This is a genomic window from Virgibacillus halodenitrificans JCM 12304 (assembly GCF_001310895.1).
GTDB lineage: Bacteria > Bacillota > Bacilli > Bacillales > Amphibacillaceae > Virgibacillus_Q > Virgibacillus_Q halodenitrificans.
In genome coordinates, this window is record NZ_BAZS01000016.1 from 60,217 (window position 1) to 81,956 (window position 21,740).

Consider the following 21,740-nt stretch of genomic DNA (forward strand, 5'->3'; position numbering starts at 1 on the left):
TTGATTGTAATGTAAATATCCAATTTAGATAAGTTTAGAAACTCACTCTCAAAGTTCATAATTTATTGCACAAGATTATACGTGGGAAATCAAGACTGTAATGGAAAAGTAATCCCATATAAATAGTAGTTCTGCATGATTGCATTACTTATCCTGAGTTTCTCTCTTCTGTTTTAGCTGCTTCCGCTATTCTTATGCATGTACCTCCCTAAATATGCTCATACTATGGCTAGAGACTCAATAAAGGATGTGCATACTAATGAATAAAGAAGATGAAAAAAAGGAAGACCAAAACCAAGATCAGCAAGCAAACTCTTCCTCTATTGTGCAAAAAATTCAGCAGCTGGGACAATCTAACATTCCTGCTGCCCCGGATTCCAATATCCATGTACTATCGATTATTGGACAGGTAGAAGGACATATACAACTACCACCACAAAATAAAACAACGAAGTATGAGCATTTGCTACCTCAATTGATTGCGATTGAGCAAAACCCAAAAATTGAAGGAATGATTATACTACTAAATACAGTAGGGGGCGATGTCGAGGCGGGTTTAGCCCTGGCTGAGATGATTGCTTCCATCTCTAAACCGACCGTATCTATTGTACTTGGAGGAGGCCATTCGATTGGAGTACCTATAGCTGTGGCAACAGATCATTCTTTTATAGCTCCTACAGCAACGATGACCATTCACCCAGTTAGGCTTACAGGATTAGTAATTGGCGTACCGCAAACATTTGAGTATTTGGATAAAATGCAAGACAGAGTAATTAATTTTGTTATTAATCATTCAAATATTAAGGAAGAAAAGTTTAAAGATTTGATGTTCGCAAAAGGTAATTTAACGAGAGATATTGGTACAAATGTTGTTGGTGCAGATGCAGTAGATTATGGATTAATTGACGGTGTTGGCGGTGTGAAAGAAGCGATGGCCAAGCTAAATGAATTAATAGGACAGACGAACGAAACTGGAAAACAGGTGATTCAATAATGATCTTATATACACCTTTAACACAAGAAGAAATTTTTCCAGAGGAAGAAAATACAAATAGAGAATATATTACCTATGAAGGCAGATCAATCTGTGTGGATAAAACTGCAGAAGGACGATATCAACTGGTACAGTTATTATCTACAGACCCACAGGATTTTCTAGATGATAAATTCACACCTGGGAGAATTTTACCTTAAATACCTATATAATCTAGTTGTACACTTTATTTATGATATAATTAAAATGGATTTAATAACCCTTGCCTTACACGGCAAGGGTTTCCGGCTTTAGCAAAGTTTGTTAACAGAGGTGAGAAAGAATGGCGAAAAAAAGACGCAAGAAAAAGAGCAATAAAATAAAAAAACAGCTAAAGCTAGAATTACTTGGGCTGCTTTTTATTTTTTTGGCAATATTCGGTAGTGGAGCAAGCGCAATTAGTGACGGAGCAATACCAGGTGGACTGGAATATTTTTTTAGATTCTTTCTTGGTATATGGTATTTTGTAGCATCGATATTTCTGATGATTACGGGTTTGCTTTTAGTAATTAAAAGAAAATATCCTGACTTTTTTAACAAAAAACTTATCGGTTTCTATATTTTATTTATTGGTATTTTATTAATGACTCATATTCAAACATTTGATAGATTGTTAGTTAATGAAAATGTATCAATTTTAGCAATGACTTGGGAGCACTTTATAGCATTTATTAATGGAGAAGGTAATGCCGCAGCCTTAGGTGGTGGAATGATTGGCGCTATTCTGTTTATGTTTAGTTATTATCTCTTCTCCCTTGTAGGAGCGAAGATTGTTGCTTCATTTTCTATTATTATCGGTATAATATATATGACGGAATTTTCTTTAGGTGATTTTTCTTCAAAATTACTTAAAAAGTTCTCATCTAAACTCTCTGCTATTCGTAATGGCTGGAAAGAAAGAAAGATAGCAAATAGAGAGACAAAGAAAACGAAAACTGAAAATGAGAAAATGGGTATGGAAAGCACATATGATGAAAAAGAAGAGCCTGTTATTCAGGATTTTACAGATACAGCATATTCTTATCAAGAGATTGAAAAAGAAATGCCAGCAAAACAAGAAAAGGAACAAGTTTCAGTTAACAAGACAGAGGACTTAGCGAAGGAAGATCCAATCGAACATTTGCCTATGACTGAAGTGGAAAACTACGAATATGAGTTGCCTTCTCCTAAATTGTTAGCTGAGCCATCACATAATTCACAGCAAAATGAGAAGTCTCAAATTCAGGCCACTGTAAAGAAGCTGGAGAAAACATTTCAAAGTTTTGGTGTGAAGGCTCGTGTAACTAAAGTAAATGTAGGTCCTGCAGTTACCAAATATGAAATATATCCGGAAGCAGGTGTGAAAGTAAGTAAAATTGTCAGCTTGCATGACGATCTCGCTTTAGCTTTAGCAGCTAAGGATATACGTATTGAGGCGCCTATACCGGGGAAATCAGCTGTAGGAATTGAAGTCCCAAATCAAGAAATTGCTATGGTATCTTTACGAGAAGTACTTGATAATTCAATGAACAATCTTAAATCAAAACTATTATTTGCATTAGGAAGAGATATTTCTGGAGAAGCAATTGTGGCCGAACTTAATAAAATGCCACATCTATTAATAGCTGGAGCAACAGGTAGTGGTAAAAGTGTTTGTGTAAATGGAATAATAACCACCATACTTATGCGCACTAAACCGCATGAGGTAAAAATGATGATGATTGATCCGAAAAAAGTGGAACTAAATGTTTACAACGGAATTCCACATCTTTTGGCTCCTGTAGTAACTGATCCGAAAAAAGCTTCAAGAGCTTTAAAAAAGGTTGTTTCCGAGATGGAAAGGAGATATGAATTATTCTCTGACACTGGCACACGTAATATTGAAGGATATAATGAGTATATCCGTAAATATAATCAGACTACAGACGAAGAACAACCAAATCTTCCTTATATTGTCGTACTAGTAGATGAATTAGCAGACTTGATGATGGTTGCATCCAATGACGTTGAAGATGCCATTACCAGATTGGCACAAATGGCCCGTGCGGCGGGGATTCATCTTATTATAGCGACACAACGTCCTTCAGTAGACGTTATTACTGGCGTTATTAAGGCAAATATTCCTTCCAGAATAGCGTTTAGTGTCTCTTCACAAACGGATTCACGCACAATACTGGATTCAGGTGGGGCGGAAAAACTTTTAGGAAGAGGAGACATGCTGTTTATGCCTGTTGGTGCCTCAAAGCCAGTACGAGTTCAAGGTGCATTCTTATCTGATGAGGAAGTAGAACGAATAGTTGATCATTGTATCGATCAACAGAAAGCTTCATATCAGGAGGAAATGATTCCAGAAGAAACTAGTGAAGTAAAAGAAGAAGTGGATGATGAATTATATGAGGAAGCAGTTCAGCTCGTAACTGAAATGCAAAGCGCTAGTGTATCTATGTTGCAAAGACGCTTTCGTGTAGGCTATACGAGGGCTGCAAGATTAATAGATGCAATGGAGGATAGAGGGATTGTCGGTCCATATGAAGGCAGTAAACCTAGAACAGTTCTGGTTACTCAGGCAACAGAAGAACAAACATCCTAATAGAATAAGAACAAGTTTATACCCTCAGCTTTGTTCCTGGCATTTAAATAATAAAGATTTTATGAATATTGAATATGAATAACTGAACAATTTTATCTACAAAAAATCGAACCGATTCATGTTTTTAAAGCATGCTGGTTCGGTTTTTTCTTATGAATGAAGGAAGAAAATCATGCTTTTTGCCTGTTTTTCATAAAAAATTCGGAATTTGTCCAAATATTTTTGAGGAAAATGTCCTATAGCTATTTATTTATTTTTATAATAATGATATATTTATGACAGACAAACAGTCGAACGTCAGAAGTCAGATGTCTGGTAAATTAACTAGAGAAAAAAGGGGGGATTTTATGTCAATTAAGATGGATTCACGGCACTTATACTTACAAGTGATCGATCAAGTAAAACGAGATATTGAAAATGGTAAATATAAGGAAAAAGAAAAGCTTCCTTCTGAATTCCAGCTGTCTAAGCTACTAGGGGTGTCTCGTGCAACTTTACGTGAGGCATTGCGAATTATGGAGGAAGACAATATTGTAACTAGAAGACATGGTGTTGGTACCTTTGTTAATCCTAAGCCAATATTCTCCTCAGGAATTGAACAATTGAATAGCGTTACATATATGATTGAACAATCAGGAAAACATGCTGGGTCTCAATACCTAACAACTGAGTTTGTGAGTCCTACAGAAGAAGAACGCGAAAAATTCCATCCGAAAAAAGTAGAAACGCTTGCGAAAATAGAAAGGGTGCGTACAGCTGATAATACACCGGTTGTATTCTGTATTGATAAAGTCCCTGAACACTTGATTCCATTAGATAGAGTACATAAAGAGGATTCACTATTTCAATTAATGGAAGAATACGCAGGGAAGCGAATTGCCTATGCCGTTACTTATATAGAACCAATTGGGTATCATGATCGAATTTATGATATTTTAAATTGTGATCCGGAGCAATCTTTACTGCTGCTAAAACAAATGCATTACACAAACGAAGATGAACCTGTATTGTATTCAGCCAATTATTTCAGACCTGACTATTTTAGTTTTCATGTATTGAGAAAAAGAACTTAGTTCTTTTCAGGGCGATAATGAAAAGGTTTTCATATATTTTGGGAGGTGATGACCAACGCATAAAGCGATTTACAAGGAATTAATTTTATTACAAAACATTTATAATGGGGGTTAGAAAATGAAAAATCGTAAATTTATTTTATTATTTGCATTATTGCTTGGACTATCTATGGTTCTTGCTGCTTGTGGAAGCGGTTCCGATAAGGAAGAAAAAGAAAGTGGTGGAGACAGCGGATCTTCGAAAGAAGCTGCAAATGAAGACTTTAGTGCAGCTATGGTAACAGATATTGGTGGGTGGATGATAAATCATTTAACCAATCTGCTTGGGAAGGTTTGCAAGAGTGGGGAAAAGAAAACGGTCTTGAGAAAGGTAATGGTTTTGACTATGCTCAATCAAATGAAAAAGCTGACTATATTCCAAACCTTAACCGTTTAATCCGTGATGAATATGATTTAATTTTTGGTATCGGTTTTGAATTGAAAGAAGACTTACAAAAAGTTGCTAAACAATATCCAGATACACATTTTGCACTAGTGGATGACACAATAGAAGCAGATAATGCAGTAAGTATCACTTTTAAAGAACATATTGGCTCATTTCTAGTCGGTGTTGCAGCTGCCCAAAAAACAGAAACAAATAAATTAGGATTTGTAGGTGGAGTAGATTCTCCATTAATTAACAAATTCGAATCAGGGTTTATTGCAGGAGCAAAATCTGTAAATCCAGACATTGAAGTGGAAGTAGAGTATGCTGAGTCATTTGGTGATCCTGCAAAAGGTAAGATAATTGCTTCAAATATGTATAACAATGGAATTGATATTATCTATCATGCTTCTGGTGGAACTGGAAACGGGGTATTTAATGAAGCTAAAGACATTAAGCAAAATGATCCTGAACGCAAAATTTGGGTAATCGGTGTAGACCGTGACCAGCATGAAGAAGGACAAATCGGTGACCATAATGTAACTCTTACATCAATGGTTAAACGTGTGGACGTTGCAGTTAAAAATGTTACTGAACAGGCAATGAACGGAGAATTCCCAGGTGGAGAAAAGCTTGAATTCGGTCTGGAAGAAGACGCAATTAATGTTGCAACAACAAATGAGGATGCCATGACTAAGGAAATAGTTGATTCCGTAAATGAGTGGAAAGAGAAAATTCTAAACGGTGATGTGGAAGTTCCTCAAACACATGAAGAATTAAAAGGCTTTATTGATTCACTGTAATAGTTAGGTAGTAAAAATAGTAATCTTTTACATCTATTATGTAAAAATGTGGAAGGCTGGGAATACCAGCCTTTCCATCCTTTTCTAACTAAATTTTCAACTGAAGAGAATAATTGCTTGTTGTTCTTTTCATTTGGTGATTTTAGTAAATACTTAAATAGTGCAAAAAAGACAAATAAAATGAATGTGTTAAGAGGGGGGAGTAATTATGGATTATGTAATAGAAATGCTAAATATACGTAAAGAGTTTCCGGGTATAGTAGCAAATGACAATATAACTGTTCAAGTGAAGCAAGGTGAAATTCATGCCTTATTAGGTGAAAATGGTGCTGGGAAATCTACTTTAATGAATGTGTTATTCGGTTTATATCAACCTGAGCAAGGTGAGATTCGTGTTAAAGGTCAAAAAGTGAATATCACGAACCCAAATATTGCCAATGATTTTGGAATCGGAATGGTGCATCAACACTTTATGTTAGTTGAACCATTTACTGTTACTCAAAATATTATATTGGGCAGCGAACCGACTACCAAATCAGGGAAAATAAATATTAAAAAAGCGGAACGCGAAATTCAGGAATTATCAGATCGCTATGGATTAAAAGTTGATCCAACCGCTAAAATTAGTGATATTTCCGTGGGGATGCAACAACGGGTTGAAATTCTTAAAACACTGTATAGAGGAGCAGAGGTGCTTATTTTTGACGAACCTACAGCAGTTCTTACTCCACAGGAAATAAATGAATTGATCGAAATTATGCGTTCTTTAATCAAGGAAGGGAAGTCAATCATTTTAATTACCCATAAATTAAAAGAAATTATGGAGGTTTGCGATCGTTGTACAGTTATCCGTAAAGGAAAAGGTATTGGTACAGTAAATATTAAAGACACCACTACAAATGAGCTGGCATCTCTTATGGTTGGTCGGGAAGTAAGCTTCCATACAGAGAAAAAGAAAGCAGTACCAGGTCAAACCATTCTGGAAATAGAGAATTTATTTGTTAAGGATGCTAGAAAAGTAGATTTGGTTAAAGGTTTAAATCTCGAGGTAAAAGCAGGTGAGATTGTAGGTATTGCTGGGGTAGACGGGAATGGTCAATCTGAGTTGATTGAGGCAATTACCGGACTAAGAAAGGCGAATTCTGGATCAATTAAGTTAAATAATAAATCCATTACCAACCTTAATCCACGAAAAGTTACTGAAAGTGGGCTTGGTCACATACCCCAGGATCGACATAAATATGGGTTAGTCTTAGATTATCCCGTTGCAGAAAATATGGTACTACAAACCTATTATAAGAAGCCTTACTCCAAAGCTACTGTTCTTAATTTTAAAGAAGTATATGATAAGGCTGAAAGTTTAATTAAAGAATATGATGTGAGAACTCCGAGTGCATCCACTCTTGCTCGCGCGCTTTCTGGTGGTAATCAGCAAAAAGCTATTATTGGAAGAGAAGTAGATCGATCACCTGATTTATTAATAGCTGCACAGCCTACCAGAGGCTTGGATGTAGGTGCAATTGAATTTATCCACAAAAAGCTGATTGAAGAACGGGATAAAGGAAAAGCAATTTTACTCGTATCTTTTGAATTGGATGAAATTATGGATGTTAGTGATCGTATTGCTGTTATGTTCGATGGAAAAATTGTTGCGAATGTTACTCCGGAAAACACAAATGAGCAGCAATTGGGTCTCTTAATGGCAGGTAGTCAACTAAGTGAGGCGGGTGTGCATAATGACTCAGAATAATAGACTATTTGGAATCTTGGTTCCAGTAATTTCCGTATTACTTGGATTACTTGCGGGTGCAATTATTATGCTAGTCTCAGGCTATAGCCCCATTGAAGGGTATGCAGCTTTATGGAATGGCGCTTTTGGTGATGCATTTACGATCGGGGAAACGATCAGAAGAATTACTCCATTAATTTTAACTGGGTTGGCTGTTGCGTTTGCCTTCCGGTCCGGGTTATTTAACATAGGTGCCGAAGGACAGGTAATTGTTGGCTGGCTTGCCGCTGTATGGGTAGGATTAGCAGTAGATGCGCCTATGATTTTACATTTACCTCTTGTTTTAATTGTTGCAATGCTTGCTGGAGCTCTTTGGGGTTTCGTTCCAGGGCTACTAAAAGCTAAATTAGGAGTTCATGAAGTTATTGTAACAATTATGATGAACTATATTGCTTTATTTATAACGAACGAAATTATTCGTAATGTTCTAACTGAGCAAGAAACAACAACAGAAGCCATACCAGCAACAGCTTCTTTAGCTTCAGAATGGTTGCAGACATTGACGTTTTTCTCAAGGATGCACTATGGAATTCTTGTAGCTTTGTTTGCTGCAATAATTATGTGGTTTATTGTTCAACGTACAACGATTGGTTATGAACTGAAAGCGGTTGGTTTTAATCAACATGCTTCTAGATATGCAGGTATGAATGTTAGTAAGAATATTATTCTATCAATGGTAATTTCAGGCGCTTTTGCTGGGCTTGCGGGAGCGATGGAAGGTGTAGGTACGTATGGCACGATATCTGTTATGTCTGGTTTTACAAATCTTGGGTTTGACGGGATTGCTGTTGCGTTACTTGGATCAAATAATGCTTTAGGTGTTGTTTTGGCGGCAATTCTCTTTGGGGTTCTTAAGGAAGGGGCCGGTCAAATGCCAACTAGTGCTGGTGTTCCTACTGAATTAGTTGACATTATAATCGCACTAATTATTTTCTTTGTCGCATCTAGCTATATAATTCGCTGGTTCTTACTTCGCTTTAAAAAGGAGGGGAAATAAATGATTGATATTTTACAATCACTGATCCCGACAGTTTTATTCTTTTCAGCTCCATTAATTTTTACAGCATTAGGCGGAGTATTTAGTGAACGATCCGGTGTTGTTAATATAGGCTTGGAAGGGTTAATGGTTATGGGAGCTTTTGTAGGAATTGTTTTTAACCTAACCTTTGCGGATGTTTTTGGATCATGGACCCATGGGTATCCATTATTGTTGCTACATTCATCGGCGCCATATTTTCTATTATTCATGCGGTAGCTTCCGTATCGTTTAGAGCTAATCAGGTTGTAAGTGGTGTAGCAATCAACATGTTAGCTTTGGGTATTGGAGTTTACTTAACAAAACAATGGTATGGTAAAGGGCAGACAGATATGGTATCTGAACCGTTCTTTAGAACGGACATTCCTATTCTCGCAGACATTCCAATTATCGGGCCTATCTTCTTCCAGGGAATATATGTAACATCATACATCGCTATTATTTTTGCTTTTATAGCATGGTATGTATTATATCGTACTCCATTTGGTTTAAGACTTCGAGCGGTTGGTGAACATCCGATGGCTGCGGATACAAATGGTATTAATGTATATCGTATGAGGTATATTGCTGTTATTCTTTCTGGAGCATTAGGTGGCTTAGGTGGATCTGTATTTGCGTTAACCATTGTGTCTAACTTTTCTCATTCGACTATAGTGGGGCAAGGATTCATGGCACTTGCGGCTGTAATATTCGGAAAATGGCATCCACTCGGTGCTATGGGTGCTGCTCTTTTCTTTGGTTTAGCACAAAGCCTGAGTGTAGTAAGTGGAGGGATTCCTGTATTGCAGGATGTTCCTCAGGTGTTCTTGTTAATAGCACCTTATGTACTTACAATACTTGCTTTAGCAGGTTTTATAGGGCGAGCAGAAGCACCCCGAGCGAATGGAGAACCATATATTAAAGGAAGCAGATAATGATTTCTTACTGACTTGCTATGTAATTATAGCAAGTCAGTTTTTTTTGTTTTATAATGGATTATAAATGGAAGATATGTGCAGAATAAGATAAGTAAGCCTATGGGTATACGACATTTACTGGAGGTTATAGAATGCTCGGATTTACTGAAAGAATTAAAAATGAAAAAGGATTTAACCTACATTTTATTAAAACAAAGAAATATAAGACATTATCAATTGTTGTTAAAATAAAAGGCAACTTAGAAAGAGAAACAATTACGAAAAGAGCACTCCTTCCTTATATTTTGCAGCAAGGGACTGAAAACTATGCAACCAAGCAGGATTTACAAAAGAAACTTGCTGATCTATATGGTGCAACATTATCCATTGATGGAGGAAAAAAGGGAGAGAGTCATATTTTAAGTCTCAGGTTAGAACTTGCAAATGAAAAATTTGTGCCTGATGCTTCCAGTATTACAGAGGAAGGGATTGCTTTATTGATTGAACTGCTGTTTAATCCGAGAAAAGTGAACGGCTCCTTTGACAATGCAGTTATACTACGAGAAAAAGATACCTTGCTAAGAAAAATTCAGTCTGTACAAGATGATAAAATGGCTTATGCAAATATAAGGTTGATTGAGGAAATGTGTGAAAATGAAAACTATCGTTTACACGTCCATGGGTACGAAGAAGATCTAGCCGAAATAGATAGCACTAATTTATACAACTATTATAAGAAAATGTTAATGGAAGATCAGATTGATATATATATTCAGGGAGATTATGATGAAGAACACATTAATGACATTCTTTCTCCGATGCTTCATAAGCAATTGGAAGATAAAAAAAGTAATGTGCTAACAGAAAAGTCTTCTAAACAAAAACAAACTAAAAAAGAAGTAAAACAACCGAAAGAAATAATTGAAAAGCAACAACTTCAACAGGCTAAGCTTCATATTGGATATCGAACGAATGTTACTTTCCGGGATGACGACTATTCTGCTTTACATGTATTTAATGGGTTATTTGGTGGTTTTCCAAGCTCTAAATTGTTCATCAATGTAAGAGAAAAAAACAGTCTTGCGTATTATGCTGCCTCCCGTATGGAAAGTCAAAAAGGTTTGTTACTTGTATTTAGCGGGATTGCCCCAGAGGATTACGAAAAAGCGCGTGATATTATTAGACTTCAAGTTGAAGCAATGAAAAATGGGGATTTCTCTCTTGAGGATATGCAACAGATAAAAGAATTGATAACAAATCAACTACTGGAAACAATGGATCATCCCCAAGGTTTGATCGAATTATTATATCAACAAGTATTATCTGATTGGATTTTACCTCCAAAACAACTTATTGATAATATAAATAAAGTCACAAAAGAAGATGTAGTCCAAGTAGCAAAGAAACTGGAGGAAGATACATTATATTTATTAACAACAAAGGGGGATGCTTCTGATGAATAGCAAAAATTATTCACATATAGAAGAGACTATCTATTCAGAGAAACTGGCCAATGGATTAACTGTCCTCTTATTACCAAAAAAAGAAATGGCAAAAACATATGGTCTTTTTACAACAAATTATGGATCGATTGATCAGACGTTTGTACCTATTGGAGAGAAGAATAAGGTCACTGTTCCTGAAGGGGTTGCGCATTTCCTCGAACATAAGCTATTTGAAAAAGAGGATAGGGACGTATTTGCCGACTTCGGAAAACAAGGGGCATCTCCGAATGCTTTTACTTCTTTTACGAAGACTGCTTATTTATTTTCCGCTACAGATCATATTGAAAAGAACGTACTAACATTGATTGACTTTGTACAAGATCCATACTTTTCTGAGCAATCGGTAGAAAAGGAAAAAGGCATAATCGCTCAAGAAATTAAAATGTATGATGATCAACCTGATTGGCAAGCTTTTATGGGGACTATAAAAAGCATGTTTAAAAAGCATCCCGTGAACATTGATATAGCTGGTACGGTTGAGTCAATACATTCTATCACGAAAGATGATTTATATATGTGTTATAACACGTTTTATCATCCAGAAAACATGACTCTATTCTTGGCGGGGAATTTTGAAGCCGGAAAAATGATGTCTCTCATTAAAGAAAATCAGGAATCTAAGCAATTTGCAAAAATGGATGATATTTTAAGGGAGTTCCCAGACGAGCCAGAACACGTAGCCAAAAAAGAAACTTACTTAAATATGCCTGTATCTATACCAAAGTGTACGGTTGGTATTAAGGAATCTGTTCGTGAACTTTTTGGTAAGGACTACTTACACAAGGATCTATTGCAAAATATGCTACTCAGCCATTACTTTTCAAAAAGCGGAACATTTTATCAGGAATTATATGAACAAAATTTAATTGATGATAGTTTTTATTTTGAAACGAATTTAGAAAAGAACTTTGGTTATACTTTGATAGGCAGTAATTCTGCAGAGCCGGAAAAGTTTGCTGCTAAAGTAAAAGAACAACTATTATCAACCAATCGTATCCAACTTACAGAAGAAGAATTTGAGCGTATGAAAAAGAAAAAAATTGGTCAATTGTTGAGACAAATGAACTCCTTAGAATTCATTGCCAACCAATATACTCAATACCACATGCTGGACATTGACTTTTTTGAGGTCATTCCTGCTATACAGAAACTTAGCCTTGAAGATGCAACTCAATTCCTCCGACAGTGGATTACTGAAGAAAGAATAGCTGTTTGTACGATTTCAGCTAAATAGGTTGAAGATATGGGGAATAATGTATTAATAGTTGGAGCAAGTGGTGATATTGGTATGGCGATCTCAAAAAGATTGGCTCAAGATGGATATAAGCTAATTCTCCATTACAATAAAAACAAAGAAATTTTGGATTATCACATTAAAGATTTGGGTAGTGAATCCGTATTACAAATGATTCAGGCTGATTTAACTTCTTCCAACGAGCTGAAAAATTTTCTGAAACAATTGGTTTTTCCTGTAGATCATCTCATATTTGCGAGTGGTAAGACATCTTTTGGTGTTTTCCAGGATGCTACAGAATCACTAATGGATGAAATGCTTGCATTACATGTTAAATCGCCATGGATGATTATAAAGCATTTATTGCCTTACATGGTCCAACGCCAAAACGGCAATATTATTTTTATTACGTCTATTTGGGCGGAGCAAGGCGCAAGTAATGAAGTTCTTTATTCTTCAGTTAAGGGCTCGCAAAACAGTTTTGTTAAAGCTCTTGCAAAAGAAGTTGCTCGTTCAGGTGTTTCAGTGAATGCAATAAGTCCAGGATATATTGATACTAAAATGAATGGCCATTTTCTAGAAGAGGAAAAAAAAGTAATAATAGAAGACATACCAATAAACCGGGCAGGACATCCTGATGAAGTTGCTCATGTAGTAAGTTTTCTAATGGATAGCCGCTCAGCTTATATTCAAGGTGAAGTAATTAATATTACTGGTGGATGGTAATTAAATTTCTTCAGTAAGCATGTATAAACAAATAAGATACTCAAATACTATACATGTAAAAAAACTGAAGGAGGCATATATATGTCAGTTCTTGATAACTTTGAATCATGGAAAGGTTTTTTGGCCAATAAATTAGATCAAGCGAAGCAGCAAGGTATGAGTGAGGATACGATTCAAAACGTTGCACATGAGGTTGGAGATTATCTTGCACAAAGCGTTGATGCTAAAAATAATGAAGAGGCTGTACTTCGTGAACTGTGGAATGCGGCATCAGAACAAGAACAACAAGCAATTGCCAACACAATGGTAAAATTAGTACAAAATAAAGGCAAATAAGTAACGTTATAAAAAGCTGCAGAATAATTACCTGCAGCTTTTTATTGTTTTTATATTTTGTAAAGATAATTACTTTTCACCCAGCCAAAAATCATTTATGATAGACTTATATTAATCTTGTATTATTATGGAAACAGAAGGAGACTACTCATGGAAAAAACGGAATGGTATTTTGAATATGAGATTCAAGTAAACCGTCCTGGTTTACTTGGTGATATTTCCTCTTTGTTAGGAATGCTTTCCATAAATATTATTACAATAAATGGCGTGGAAAATCAGCGAAGAGGAATGCTGCTCCTATCTCAGTATGATGAAAATATAAAGAGGCTAAAACTAATCTTGGAAACAATGGATACAATAATTGTTACAAAACTTAGAAAACCTAAGCTACGTGATAAATTAGCTGTCCGCCATGGGAAATATATCCATAGAGATGTGGACGATCGTAAAACTATTCGATTTGTTCGTGATGAACTTGGAATATTAGTTGATTTTATGGCAGAATTATATAAAGAAGAAGGTCATAAATTAATTGGTTTACGAGGAATGCCACGAGTTGGTAAAACAGAATCAGTGGTCGCTGCAAGTGTTTGTGCAAATAAAAGGTGGTTATTTGTTTCCAGCACCTTATTAAAGCAAACAGTACGAAGTAAATTGATAGAAGGAGAGTACAACACAGATAATATCTATATTATAGACGGAGTTGTTTCTAAACGACGAGCAAATGAACAACATTGGCAATTAATTAGAGAGGTTATGCAGCTGCCTGCTATAAAAGTAGTCGAACACCCTGATATCTTTGTTCAATCTACAGAATATAATATAGATGATTTTGATTATATTATTGAATTACGCAGTCATGAAGATGAAAAAATTACATACGAGCCGCTTGAAGACCAGCAATTTAATCAGGAAAGCGGATTTTCTATGTTCGATTTTTAAAATGGATGGTGTTAGTTATGGAAGTAGGTTCAAGGCTTAAGGAAGCTAGAGAAGCAAAAGGGCTGTCATTGGATAGCTTGCAGGAAACTACAAAAATTCAAAAGAGATATTTGAAAGCTATTGAGGACGGCAACCTGCATATTTTACCTGGTAAGTTTTATGCCAGAGCTTTTATTAAAGAATACGCTAATGCTGTTGGAATAGACCCAGCTGAGTTATTACAAGAGTATAAAGAAGAAATACCTAAAACAGAAAATGATGAAGAGGTCCAATACAGCAGAATACAACGGACTAGAAAAGATAACAACCAGGATAAAAACTCGAAGGTGTTTTCTGTTATCCCTACAATAATTGTTGTGTTATTAATTATCGGTATCTTTTTCGTTGCATGGTTTTTAATTAAACAATCCATGGAAGATTCTAATTCGACTTCTCCACAAAAACAGGACGAAAATGAAATAATAATTAATAACCCAGAAGATAATAAACAAGACAACACAGATAATGATGAGCAAAAAAATGAGGACGAATCAAAAGAAGGAGAAGGCGATCAGTCAAAAGATCAGCAAGAACAAGAAAAGGCTAAACAACCGGAGCTTCGTTTGGATGAAGAAGCGTCCAGTGGTACAAAGTCAACTTTTAATTTACTGAATGCTACAGATGAAGTAACAGTGACTTTGGAAGCGTCTGGAGAAACATGGTTAGATGTGAATGATGAAAAGAATGAATCACTTTATAGTGGGATGTTAACAAGTGAGGACACACCTATGGAGTTGGAAGCCTCCAAGGCAGAACAACTTTATTTTAACATTGGAAACGCTTCTGCCTTAACAATCAACATAAATGGGGTGGAGTTAAATTATCCTGTTGACCCAAATGAAAATGTAGTGCAGAAGATATGGGTAAATCTGCAAGAGCAATCTGAATAATTATTATACCCGTGTACACCCTTCCATTTAACAGGAAGGGTTTTATACCTTATTTTTGTTAGCCTAGGAGGAAATCGTACTAATGAATATACCAAATAGAATTACCATATCACGTATTTTATTAATCCCCATCTTTATTCTCTTGTTAAGCCTTCCTTTAAATTGGGGAAACTGGCAGATTGGTGAAAGTACATTACCAATAGCCGATTTTGCGGCAGCAATATTATTTATTTTCGCATCCGTTACTGATTGGGTAGATGGTTTTTATGCCCGTAAATATAATTTAGTGACGAATTTAGGGAAGTTTTTAGATCCGCTTGCAGATAAATTACTTGTTTCAGCAGCCTTAATTCTATTAGTTGAAATGGGATTTGCTCCTGCATGGGTTGTCATAATTATCATAAGCAGAGAGTTTGCTGTCACTGGTCTTCGCCTTGTTGCGGCAGGTGAAGGTTTTGTCCTTGCAGCAGGGAGTATGGGCAAATTAAAAACAGCAACCCAGATGATTGCTATTGCAGCTCTCTTACTTCACAACTTTCCTTTTTCTTATATCGGGTTTCCTTTTGGAACATTAATGCTTTATGTAGCTTTGTTCTTTACAATTGTTTCAGGTGTGGATTACTTTATTAAAAATTGGCATGTTATGAGGGATTCTAAGTGACAAAACAGATTAAAACAGAAATTATTGCAGTAGGCACTGAATTATTGCTTGGTCAAATTGCAAATACAAACGCCCAATGGTTGTCCCAACAGCTGGCGAAGTATGGATTAAACGTCTATTATCATGGTGTGGTTGGGGATAACCTTACGAGAGTAGAGGAAACCTTTAGATCAGCACACGAACGCTCTGATATTATTATTGTGACAGGCGGTCTTGGCCCAACAGACGATGATTTAACGAGGGAAGGTTTCCAGCGTATAAGTAATCTTCGGATTGTTGAGGATCATCCAGCTATGGAAAAGATCATCTCCTATTTTAAAAAGCAAAATACTGAAATGACACCTAATAATCGTAAACAAGCGCGGATTTTTGAAGGCGCACATGTATTGGATAACAAAATGGGAATGGCACCCGGAATGATTGTAAGCTTCGAAAAAAAGACGTGGATTTTCCTTCCAGGAGTACCACGCGAAATGAAATACCTTGCGGAGAATGAGGTCTTCCCGTATTTGCAGGAAATGACCGGCCAGTCCGATATTATTAAATCTACCGTACTAAAATTTATCGGGATTGGTGAGTCACGCTTGGAATATGAACTTTATGATTTAATAAAAAATCAAAGTAACCCAACTATAGCACCTTTAGCTCAAAATGATGGTGTAGTTATTCGGTTAACTGTCAAGGCGAAAGCAGATGAAGAAGCTGATAAACTACTTGATTTAACGAAACAAAAAATATTGGGCAAGATAGGAAGATACCATTATGGTACTGATGAACAAACTGTTGAGGAAGAATTGATTAGGTTACTAAAACAAGCTGGTAAGAAAATAGCTGCTGCCGAGAGCTTAACGGGAGGTAAATTTACTGAAAGACTAGTGTCTGTTGAAGGTGCTTCACAGGTTTGCCGCGGTGGTATAATATGTTATGATGCTAAAATGAAATCTGATCTGTTAGGGGTCTCTGATGAAGTTATTCGATCATTTGGTACAGTGAGTAAAGAATGCGCTTTGGAAATGGCTGAAAATGCGTGGAAGCGAACAGATTCAGATTTTGGGATTGGATTTACAGGAGTAGCGGGTCCAGGCCAGATGGAGAATAAGCCTGTTGGTACCGTGTTTATTGCGGTTAGTGATCTTGAAGGGAAGCATGTAGTTCAAGAATATTCTTTTCAAGGAGACCGAACAGCTATTCGAAGTAAAGCAGTCCTAAAAGGATTTGAAATTCTTTTTAATTATATAAAATCATAATTCTTTCCCATGTAATACAAGAATTTAGCTTATTTAATAAAAAATATTGTCAGAAAATCAATATCTACTGCTCTTTTACTTAAGAAAAAAGCAGAACATTTATTCGTGTTTTTCTTGGCAAATATCAAAAAACATAGTATGATGTAAATAGTAGATTAAAGGAGGAAATACTTTGAGCGATAGAAAACAAGCGTTAGATATGGCGTTAAGACAAATAGAGAAGCAATTTGGTAAAGGGTCCATTATGAAATTAGGTGAACAGGAACTACAAAAAATAGCCACCATACCTAGTGGATCTTTAGCTTTGGATGTAGCATTAGGAATAGGCGGCTACCCAAGAGGTAGAGTAGTAGAAATATATGGACCGGAATCTTCTGGTAAAACTACTGTTGCACTTCATGCTATTGCAGAAGCACAGAAACAAGGTGGACAAGCGGCATTTATAGATGCAGAGCATGCACTGGATCCTAACTATGCACGTGCCTTAGGAGTTAATATTGAAGAGTTATTACTATCCCAGCCAGATACTGGAGAACAGGCATTGGAGATCGCTGAAGCTCTTGTGCGAAGTGGTGCAGTAGATATTATTGTAGTGGATTCTGTAGCTGCTCTTGTACCAAAAGCAGAAATTGAGGGTGAAATGGGTGACTCTCATGTTGGTTTACAAGCACGATTAATGTCGCAGGCTCTGCGAAAACTTTCAGGTGCTATTAATAAATCACATACGACAGCAATTTTTATTAACCAAATTCGTGAAAAAGTTGGAGTTATGTTTGGTAATCCAGAGACCACACCTGGGGGACGTGCGCTTAAGTTTTACTCTTCAGTACGATTAGAAGTACGTCGTGCTGAGACATTGAAACAAGGTAACGATATAATGGGGAATAAAGCGCGTATAAAAGTAGTAAAAAATAAGGTTGCCCCTCCATTTAAACAGGCAGAAGTTGATATCATGTATGGTGAAGGTATTTCTAAAGAAGGAGAAATTCTTGATATTGGTTCAGATCTTGATATTGTTCTGAAAAGCGGTGCATGGTATTCCTACAATGAAGAACGCCTAGGCCAAGGTAGAGAAAATGCAAAGCAGTTTTTAAAAGAAAATACAGATATGATGGCGGAAATTCACCGCGCTATACGCGATCACTATCAATTAGATGAAACAAAAGAAGAAACAGAAGAAGAAATAGGTCAAGGAAGTTTAGATGTTTAATAGATGAGAAGTTCCCTTCCTCTACACAATAGAAGAAGGGGCTTTTTTTATTAAAAAGAGATTATTAAATAGCATTTCCAGCTTGATTTGAACATTATCTCTGGATTCGGGGGTATAGAGACGTTTTTAACCAAAGATTATTTGTTAGTAAATAACTTTATTCAATAAAAATATTTTCCCATATTCACCCAACAACTTATGACGTTTCCTTGACATTCATGTGACAGACAATTAAAATTAATAATGTATAAATTTATAATTTATATTCTATGATTTATTATTAATTTTGCATTGAAAAATGGTACATGCCGACAATAATGAATTGTAAAATTTTATAGCAACAGGAGGTGAAATTATGGACAATCCTTTAATCATCTCCATTTTGCTTGCTCTATTCCTAATCGTCGGTATTGTTGTTGGTTATCTGATTCGTAAATCTATTGCGGAAGCTAAAATTTCTAGTGCAGAGACGTTAGCTAAACAAATAGTAGATGAGGCACACCGAAATGCAGATGCCGCTAAAAAAGAGGCACTTCTTGAGGCGAAGGATGAAAATCACAGACTTCGTCAGCAGACAGAAGAGGAATTGCGTGACCGCCGAAACGAAGTTCAAAAGCAAGAAAATCGTCTGATGCAAAAAGAAGAAAATCTGGACAGAAAAAGTGAAACACTGGACAAGCGTGAGCTCTTGTTAGAGAAGAAAGAACAATCACTAACAGAAAAACAACAACAAATTGAAGAAATGGAAAGCAAAGTGGAAACTACATTACAAGAGCAGCAAACGGAGCTTGAGCGCATTTCAGGATATACAACTGACCAGGCTAGACAAGTTATTTTAGAGCGGATTGAAAAAGAAGTAGCTCATGAATCGGCTTTAATGATTAAAGAAGCAGAAAACCGTGCAAAAGAAGAAGCTGATAAAAAGGCTAAAAATATTCTTTCGTTGGCACTCCAACGTTGTGCTGCAGATCATGTTGCAGAAACAACTGTTTCAGTTGTTAACTTGCCAAATGATGAAATGAAAGGACGTATTATTGGCCGTGAAGGAAGAAATATACGAACCTTGGAAACACTGACAGGTATTGATTTAATCATCGATGATACACCAGAGGCAGTGATTTTATCCGGTTTTGATCCTATTCGAAGAGAAACAGCTCGTATGGCTTTAGAGAAACTTGTTCAAGACGGCAGAATCCATCCTGCTCGTATTGAGGAGATGGTAGATAAAGCACGTCGTGAAGTGGATGAGTATATACGTGAAATAGGGGAAGAGACAACTTTTGAAGTAGGAGTACACGGTCTGCATCCGGATCTAATAAAAATTCTCGGTCGTCTAAAATATCGGACTAGCTATGGACAAAATGTATTGAAGCACTCTACAGAGGTTGCATATCTTGCTGGGCTGCTTGCTGCTGAATTAGGTGAAGATGTTACCTTAGCAAGAAGAGCTGGATTACTACATGATATTGGTAAAGCAATTGATCATGAAGTGGAAGGTAGTCATGTGGAGATCGGTAAAGAGCTTGCAATGAAATATAAGGAGCACGAAGTAGTCATTAATTCAATTGCTTCTCACCATGGGGACGAGGAACCTACTTCCATTATCTCTGTACTAGTTGCTGCTGCTGATGCATTATCTGCAGCAAGACCAGGTGCACGAAGTGAAACATTAGAAAACTATATCAAACGTTTAGAGAAACTGGAAGAAATTTCTGAATCATTTGCCGGGGTTGAGAAATCATTCGCAATTCAAGCAGGTAGAGAAATCCGAATTATGGTTAAACCTGATGAAATTGATGACATTGAATCTGTTCGAATTGCCCGAGATATACGAAAGCGAATCGAGGGAGAGCTTGATTATCCCGGTCATATAAAAGTTACTGTTATTCGAGAAACGAGATCAGTAGAGTATGCAAAATAAAAGCGGTCATATGGCCGCTTTTATTTTTGCTTAAGAAACAATTAGATATATGTTATAGCTTATAATCGTTATATGAGTTACATACGGAAGAACTTTTGGGAAACTAGTATAAGGAGATGGATATAAACATGAAAATATTGTTTATTGGTGATGTTGTAGGTTCACCAGGGAGAGACATGGTACATGAATACCTACCGAAGTTAAAGGAAAAGTATCGCCCACACCTTACTATTGTTAATGGAGAAAATGCAGCTTCTGGTAAGGGAATAACAGAGAAAATATATAAAAAGTTCCTTGAAGATGGAGCAAATGTAGTTACGATGGGAAATCATACATGGGATAAAAAGGAAATATTTGATTTTATAGATGATGCGAAGAACCTTATAAGACCGGCTAACTTCCCGGAAAACAATCCTGGTAAGGGAATTGTCTACATTAACCTCAATGGTCAGGAAGTTGCCGTTATTAACTTACAGGGTAGGGCATTTCTTCCACCAAGCGATGATCCCTTTGTAAAGATTGATGAATTAGTTACAGAAGCAAAACAGCGGACGAATATAATTTTTCTGGATTTCCATGGGGAAGCAACTAGTGAAAAGCAAGCTATGGGTTGGTATCTTGATGGAAGAGTAAGTGCAGTTGTGGGGACTCACACACATACACAAACTGCAGATGAGCGCATTTTACCAAATGGAACGGCATATATATCAGATGTTGGAATGACTGGTCCTTATGATGGAATATTAGGGGTTGAAAGAGATGCCGTAATTAAGAGATTCCTTACTTCTATGCCGGTACGTTTTGAAATTACAAAAGAGGGAAGAACACAATTAAACGGAATTCTGGTTACAATAGATAAGTCTAACGGAAAAGCTACGCATGTAGAAAGAATTCTAATAAACGAAGACCATCCGTTTTTTGGATGATTCATTGAATGTTTTAAATTTTTGGTTCATAATAATGTAATAAGCTAACATCTCCAGGAATATAGTAGAAATAGAACTATAATAGGAAATCAAGGAGGTACTAGTAATGGACGTATTAAAGGTTTCAGCAAAATCAAATCCAAATTCAGTAGCAGGTGCACTTGCAAATGTCTTGCGTGAACGTGGATCAGCAGAAATTCAGGCTATTGGTGCGGGTGCTTTAAATCAAGCAGTTAAGGCAGTAGCTATCTCCCGGGGATTTGTTGCACCAAGTGGAGTAGATCTTATTTGTATACCAGCTTTTACTGACATCATGATTGATAATGAAGAAAGAACGGCTATTAAGCTTATTATTGAACCAAGGTAGCTTATTTTTCAGAAGCAAGCAGCAGTATTACGCATAAAACGTAATACTGCTTTTTGATTGGTTAAAGAAATATAAAAATGTCTCAAAGAGTTAACCAATGATTCGGTAAATAG

At 36.3% G+C, this 21,740-nt stretch carries 18 protein-coding genes and 2 pseudogenes; all 20 read left to right on the forward strand.

Features of this window, described 5'->3' with window-relative positions; all coding sequences use genetic code 11:
- Window positions 1-259: 259 nt before the first annotated feature.
- Window positions 260-994 carry a ClpP family protease gene (locus tag JCM12304_RS10075; RefSeq protein ID WP_019375481.1) on the forward strand — a complete coding sequence of 245 codons (735 nt, stop codon included), beginning with the start codon at window positions 260-262 and terminating at the stop codon, window positions 992-994.
- On the forward strand, window positions 994-1,194 hold the full coding sequence (locus JCM12304_RS10080; RefSeq protein WP_019375482.1) for a YlzJ-like family protein: 201 nt from the start codon (window positions 994-996) through the stop codon (window positions 1,192-1,194). The genes JCM12304_RS10075 and JCM12304_RS10080 overlap by 1 nt, the downstream gene beginning before the upstream one ends.
- A gap of 122 nt (window positions 1,195-1,316) precedes the next feature.
- Entirely contained in the window at window positions 1,317-3,602 is a 2,286-nt protein-coding gene (locus JCM12304_RS10085) for an FtsK/SpoIIIE family DNA translocase (RefSeq protein WP_060680162.1), read from the forward strand.
- Between the two features lie 347 nt (window positions 3,603-3,949).
- Window positions 3,950-4,675, forward strand: a complete 726-nt coding sequence (locus JCM12304_RS10090; protein WP_019375484.1) for a GntR family transcriptional regulator — start codon at window positions 3,950-3,952, stop codon at window positions 4,673-4,675.
- 118 nt (window positions 4,676-4,793) lie between these two features.
- Window positions 4,794-5,902, forward strand: a pseudogene (locus JCM12304_RS10095) (BMP family lipoprotein).
- Window positions 5,903-6,110: 208 nt separating this feature from the next.
- A complete protein-coding gene (locus JCM12304_RS10100) occupies window positions 6,111-7,652 on the forward strand; it encodes an ABC transporter ATP-binding protein (RefSeq protein ID WP_060680164.1) in 1,542 nt (513 codons plus the stop codon).
- A complete protein-coding gene (locus tag JCM12304_RS10105; protein WP_019375487.1) occupies window positions 7,639-8,688 on the forward strand; it encodes an ABC transporter permease in 1,050 nt (349 codons plus the stop codon). Before JCM12304_RS10100 ends, JCM12304_RS10105 begins: the two co-directional genes overlap by 14 nt.
- Window positions 8,689-9,641, forward strand: a pseudogene (locus tag JCM12304_RS10110) (ABC transporter permease).
- Between the two features lie 134 nt (window positions 9,642-9,775).
- Entirely contained in the window at window positions 9,776-11,086 is a 1,311-nt protein-coding gene (gene yfmF, locus JCM12304_RS10115) for an EF-P 5-aminopentanol modification-associated protein YfmF (protein WP_060680166.1), read from the forward strand.
- Window positions 11,079-12,362 (forward strand): EF-P 5-aminopentanol modification-associated protein YfmH, encoded by a 1,284-nt coding sequence (gene yfmH, locus JCM12304_RS10120; RefSeq protein ID WP_060680168.1) that lies wholly within the window; start codon window positions 11,079-11,081, stop codon window positions 12,360-12,362. Before yfmF ends, yfmH begins: the two co-directional genes overlap by 8 nt.
- Window positions 12,363-12,371: 9 nt before the next feature.
- Complete coding sequence (ymfI, locus tag JCM12304_RS10125) at window positions 12,372-13,088, forward strand: elongation factor P 5-aminopentanone reductase (protein ID WP_060680169.1); 717 nt, start codon at window positions 12,372-12,374, stop codon at window positions 13,086-13,088.
- An 81-nt stretch (window positions 13,089-13,169) separates the two neighbouring features.
- Window positions 13,170-13,424 carry a DUF3243 domain-containing protein gene (locus tag JCM12304_RS10130; RefSeq protein ID WP_019375492.1) on the forward strand — a complete coding sequence of 85 codons (255 nt, stop codon included), beginning with the start codon at window positions 13,170-13,172 and terminating at the stop codon, window positions 13,422-13,424.
- 150 nt (window positions 13,425-13,574) lie between these two features.
- On the forward strand, window positions 13,575-14,366 hold the full coding sequence (locus tag JCM12304_RS10135) for a YmfK family protein (RefSeq protein WP_060680171.1): 792 nt from the start codon (window positions 13,575-13,577) through the stop codon (window positions 14,364-14,366).
- A gap of 17 nt (window positions 14,367-14,383) precedes the next feature.
- The gene (locus JCM12304_RS10140) at window positions 14,384-15,295 is read left to right on the forward strand and encodes a helix-turn-helix domain-containing protein (RefSeq protein ID WP_060680173.1); all 912 of its coding nucleotides are present in this window, start codon (window positions 14,384-14,386) and stop codon (window positions 15,293-15,295) included.
- 82 nt (window positions 15,296-15,377) lie between these two features.
- On the forward strand, window positions 15,378-15,956 hold the full coding sequence (pgsA, locus tag JCM12304_RS10145) for a CDP-diacylglycerol--glycerol-3-phosphate 3-phosphatidyltransferase (RefSeq protein WP_060680175.1): 579 nt from the start codon (window positions 15,378-15,380) through the stop codon (window positions 15,954-15,956).
- Window positions 15,953-17,203 carry a competence/damage-inducible protein A gene (locus tag JCM12304_RS10150; RefSeq protein WP_060680177.1) on the forward strand — a complete coding sequence of 417 codons (1,251 nt, stop codon included), beginning with the start codon at window positions 15,953-15,955 and terminating at the stop codon, window positions 17,201-17,203. The genes pgsA and JCM12304_RS10150 overlap by 4 nt, the downstream gene beginning before the upstream one ends.
- Before the next feature lie 172 nt (window positions 17,204-17,375).
- Window positions 17,376-18,413, forward strand: a complete 1,038-nt coding sequence (recA, locus tag JCM12304_RS10155) for a recombinase RecA (RefSeq protein WP_019375497.1) — start codon at window positions 17,376-17,378, stop codon at window positions 18,411-18,413.
- Between the two features lie 355 nt (window positions 18,414-18,768).
- Complete coding sequence (gene rny, locus JCM12304_RS10160) at window positions 18,769-20,334, forward strand: ribonuclease Y (RefSeq protein ID WP_060680179.1); 1,566 nt, start codon at window positions 18,769-18,771, stop codon at window positions 20,332-20,334.
- Window positions 20,335-20,462: 128 nt separating this feature from the next.
- Complete coding sequence (gene ymdB, locus JCM12304_RS10165; RefSeq protein ID WP_019379344.1) at window positions 20,463-21,260, forward strand: 2',3'-cyclic-nucleotide 2'-phosphodiesterase; 798 nt, start codon at window positions 20,463-20,465, stop codon at window positions 21,258-21,260.
- A 106-nt stretch (window positions 21,261-21,366) separates the two neighbouring features.
- Window positions 21,367-21,627 (forward strand): stage V sporulation protein S, encoded by a 261-nt coding sequence (locus JCM12304_RS10170; protein ID WP_019379345.1) that lies wholly within the window; start codon window positions 21,367-21,369, stop codon window positions 21,625-21,627.
- Window positions 21,628-21,740 lie beyond the last annotated feature (113 nt).

Excerpts from the sequence above, each read along its gene's own strand:
- JCM12304_RS10075 (WP_019375481.1), top strand. The coding sequence starts at position 260 with ATGAATAAAGAAGATGAAAAAAAGGAAGACCAAAACCAAGATCAGCAA.
- JCM12304_RS10080 (WP_019375482.1), top strand. The coding sequence starts at position 994 with ATGATCTTATATACACCTTTAACACAAGAAGAAATTTTTCCAGAGGAA.
- JCM12304_RS10085 (WP_060680162.1), top strand. The coding sequence starts at position 1,317 with ATGGCGAAAAAAAGACGCAAGAAAAAGAGCAATAAAATAAAAAAACAG.
- JCM12304_RS10090 (WP_019375484.1), top strand. The coding sequence starts at position 3,950 with ATGTCAATTAAGATGGATTCACGGCACTTATACTTACAAGTGATCGAT.
- JCM12304_RS10100 (WP_060680164.1), top strand. The coding sequence starts at position 6,111 with ATGGATTATGTAATAGAAATGCTAAATATACGTAAAGAGTTTCCGGGT.
- JCM12304_RS10105 (WP_019375487.1), top strand. The coding sequence starts at position 7,639 with ATGACTCAGAATAATAGACTATTTGGAATCTTGGTTCCAGTAATTTCC.
- yfmF (WP_060680166.1), top strand. The coding sequence starts at position 9,776 with ATGCTCGGATTTACTGAAAGAATTAAAAATGAAAAAGGATTTAACCTA.
- yfmH (WP_060680168.1), top strand. The coding sequence starts at position 11,079 with ATGAATAGCAAAAATTATTCACATATAGAAGAGACTATCTATTCAGAG.
- ymfI (WP_060680169.1), top strand. The coding sequence starts at position 12,372 with ATGGGGAATAATGTATTAATAGTTGGAGCAAGTGGTGATATTGGTATG.
- JCM12304_RS10130 (WP_019375492.1), top strand. The coding sequence starts at position 13,170 with ATGTCAGTTCTTGATAACTTTGAATCATGGAAAGGTTTTTTGGCCAAT.
- JCM12304_RS10135 (WP_060680171.1), top strand. The coding sequence starts at position 13,575 with ATGGAAAAAACGGAATGGTATTTTGAATATGAGATTCAAGTAAACCGT.
- JCM12304_RS10140 (WP_060680173.1), top strand. The coding sequence starts at position 14,384 with ATGGAAGTAGGTTCAAGGCTTAAGGAAGCTAGAGAAGCAAAAGGGCTG.
- pgsA (WP_060680175.1), top strand. The coding sequence starts at position 15,378 with ATGAATATACCAAATAGAATTACCATATCACGTATTTTATTAATCCCC.
- rny (WP_060680179.1), top strand. The coding sequence starts at position 18,769 with ATGGACAATCCTTTAATCATCTCCATTTTGCTTGCTCTATTCCTAATC.
- ymdB (WP_019379344.1), top strand. The coding sequence starts at position 20,463 with ATGAAAATATTGTTTATTGGTGATGTTGTAGGTTCACCAGGGAGAGAC.
- JCM12304_RS10170 (WP_019379345.1), top strand. The coding sequence starts at position 21,367 with ATGGACGTATTAAAGGTTTCAGCAAAATCAAATCCAAATTCAGTAGCA.